Annotated in this window: 3 protein-coding genes; all 3 read right to left on the bottom strand. The window is 41.4% G+C overall.

All coding sequences use genetic code 11. From position 1 onward, the window contains the following. Window positions 1-828: SDR family oxidoreductase (locus ISX59_RS21030; protein ID WP_220576257.1), on the bottom strand; the 828-nt coding region annotated here is incomplete at its 3' end. A 19-nt stretch (window positions 829-847) separates the two neighbouring features. Beyond that, the gene (gene wecB, locus ISX59_RS21025; protein ID WP_032530158.1) at window positions 848-1,978 is read right to left on the bottom strand and encodes a non-hydrolyzing UDP-N-acetylglucosamine 2-epimerase; all 1,131 of its coding nucleotides are present in this window, start codon (window positions 1,976-1,978) and stop codon (window positions 848-850) included. After that, window positions 1,966-2,247, bottom strand: a 282-nt coding sequence (locus ISX59_RS21020) for a polysaccharide biosynthesis protein (RefSeq protein WP_220576256.1), incomplete at its 5' end; no start/stop codon positions are given. The genes ISX59_RS21020 and wecB, both read right to left, overlap by 13 nt.

Genomic DNA, 2,247 nt, shown 5'->3' with positions numbered 1-2,247 from the left:
CTGCATCCAATCATATTGTTCCCGAAGCATCTCTTCATATCCGGGTACAACATAACTAAATCTTGCGGACTTTGCGATCGACTTGTCTATTCCATTTCCATCAAATGGCAGGATCTCAACATCTTGTTTGTGCCATATACGGGAAAACAGATGTAACAAATCATATTTACTTATACCAAGGCCATTACTCAGTTGTATCAAACCGGTTACTCCCTGATCGATGGACACATCAATGGCTTTCGCCAATTCCAGAGTGGTCACACCTCCCCAAATAGCAGTCTGGAAACCATTCACACAACCATGCTGATGCATAAACCAATGAAACAAGCCTTCGCCATTCTCCTTCAATTCAGGACCTATGATAGAAGTACGGATTGTCAGATCTTTGTCATTGATTATCTCACCGAGTGCTTTGCTACGACCATAAACATCGTCAGCATCCCGGAAATCAGTTTCTGAATAGTTGCCTTTTTTACCGGAGAAAACACAATCCGTACTGATATGAATCAACTTTACTCCCACTTCATCCGACAGTTTCTTGAGCAAATGGGGGAACCATGCATTTATCAGAATAGCATTGTCCGGATGTTCTCTGGAACCTCTTATCAATACGCCAATACAATTCAGGATAAAATCGGGACGGACTTCACGAACGAGCCGACTGACAGCATCCCCATCCGTCACATCCACAACGATACTATCATCAGTCAATTGGGTACGATAAACTACATTCACAAGATCGTATTTCCCCGTACATTGCAGATAATAATAAGCCATATGCCCGGCCATACCTGTGGCGCCGAACAACAGAATCTTCTTTTTAACCATAAAAAATGAAAAACAGGAACTAGATTTCTTTATGCCAAACCGTACGGTTGATATAATCTGTATAGGAAAGAATGATACGGACTACTTTTTTAGATACATTATCCGAAGCATAATCAGGAATAGAGTGAATTACGTCTGCACCTTCTGCATACTGGGAAGTTACAATTTCGATAGACTCCAGAATACGGTCACTATTCAATCCGGTCATGATCAGCGTCCCTGCATCCATACCTTCAGGTCGCTCGTGTGCCTGACGGATAGTTATAGCCGGAAAATGAAGAATAGAAGATTCCTCCGTGATCGTACCACTGTCAGAAATAACACAAAAAGCATTCTGTTGAAGTTTGATATACTCCATGAAGCCAAAAGGTTTCATAAACTCAATCATCGGATTGGAATTAATAAAGCCAATAGATTCCAACTTTTTGCGGGTACGGGGGTGGGTGGAAACAATCACCTTTTTATGATATTTGTCCACAATGGCGTTCAGAGAAGAAAGCAGGTCGGAAAAGTTCTTCTCGGAATCCACATTTTCCTCACGATGCGTACTTACAATAAAGTAATCACCTTTTTTCAACCCCTCTTTTTCTAAAACATCATTCTCTTCTATTTCCGCCTTATGATAGATCAAAACCTCTGTCATTGGCGATCCGGTTTTGATCACGGTCTCCGGACGTAACCCTTCAGCCAGCAAGTATTTACGTGCATGCTCTGAAAGAGGCATATTGATATCACTCAAATGATCCACAATCTTACGATTGATCTCTTCAGGAACACGCTGGTCAAAACAGCGGTTACCAGCCTCCATATGAAAAATAGGAATCTTACGCCGTTTTGCGGAAATCACGGAAATACAGCTATTAGTATCACCATACAACAATAAAGCATCCGGTTTCACTTGATCCATCAATTCATCCGATTTACGGATTACATTGGCTATCGTCTCTGCAGCATTCTTTCCGGCAGCATCCAGAAAATAGTCCGGCTTACGGATGCGAAGTTCCTGAAAAAAGATTTCATTCAGTTCATAATCGAAATTCTGACCGGTATGGACCATAATATGTTCAGTGTATTTGTCCAACTCAGCCATCACACGGCTCAACTTTATGATCTCAGGACGAGTTCCGACAATCGTCATTACTTTAAGCATACATCCTCCTTTATCATATCAAGTTTCAATAACAACTGTTTCATACCGTCCACATCCAAACGATGGGTATTATGTGAATGGTAGTCCTCGAATTTAGAGACCTTCTCTTGGCCTTCCACAAAATATTTATCATAATTAAGATCACGGGCATCACAAGGTATCCGATAATAATTACCCATATCTTCCGCCTTGGCCATTTCCTCACGAGTCACTAATGATTCATAAAGTTTCTCACCATGGCGTGTACCGATAACACGTACGGGGGTATC

Origin of the sequence: Bacteroides sp. FSHCM14E1 (assembly GCF_019633785.1) — a bacterium.
Classification (GTDB): Bacteria; Bacteroidota; Bacteroidia; order Bacteroidales; family Bacteroidaceae; genus Bacteroides; species Bacteroides hominis.
Note: the sequence above shows the minus strand (reverse complement) of the source record. Positions and strands in the feature narration are given on the sequence as shown.

Coding starts and splice junctions, on each gene's coding strand:
- wecB (WP_032530158.1), bottom strand. CDS start 1,978: ATGCTTAAAGTAATGACGATTGTCGGAACTCGTCCTGAGATCATAAAG.